Here is a 561-nt window from a genome sequence, read left to right as displayed (position 1 = left end):
AGACGAAATCGGCCGTCACGTCGCCGAGTTCCGGCCAGCGCCCCGCCGTGTCGGCCACCACCAGCGCGACGCCATGGCGGCGCAGCAGGGCGATGCACTCGGGCGTGGCGAAGCTTGCGTGCCGCACTTCGAACGCATGGCGGATGCGGCAGGCCGGCGCGGGTGGCTCCAGGCGTTCACGGCCCCGCATGCGCGGCTCGCGCTCGCGCGCCAGGGCGGCGGCCCGTGTGGTGTCGTGCGGCAGCAGGCCCAGAAATTCCTCCAGCGTGCCTGCGTCGAAGGGCAGGGTGGGCGGCAGTTGCCAGAGGATGGGCCCGAGCTTCGGCCCCAGCGCGAACAGCCCGGAGGCGAAGAAGTTGGCGATCGCCGCCCGGCAGTCGCGCAGCCGCAGCATGTGCGTGATGAAGCGCGGTGCCTTCACGGTGAAGACGAAGCCCGGCGGCGTGGCCTGCGCCCATGCGGCCCAGCTGTGCGGCCGCTGCAGCGAATAGAACGAACCGTTGAGTTCCAGCACCGGGAACTGCCGGGCGGCGAAGGCCAGCTCACGGGCCTGTGCCAGCC

The 561-nt window shown here is 72.2% G+C and carries 1 protein-coding gene; it reads right to left on the bottom strand.

The features are described from left to right. Positions 1-561: DUF72 domain-containing protein (locus tag GVL03_RS19280; RefSeq protein WP_159502579.1), on the bottom strand; the 561-nt coding region annotated here is incomplete at both ends.

The sequence above is a fragment of the Microbacterium sp. 18062 genome, assembly GCF_902706225.1.
In the GTDB taxonomy this organism is placed as follows: Bacteria; Actinomycetota; Actinomycetes; order Actinomycetales; family Microbacteriaceae; genus Microbacterium.
This window is presented reverse-complemented; position numbering and strand designations above follow the sequence as displayed.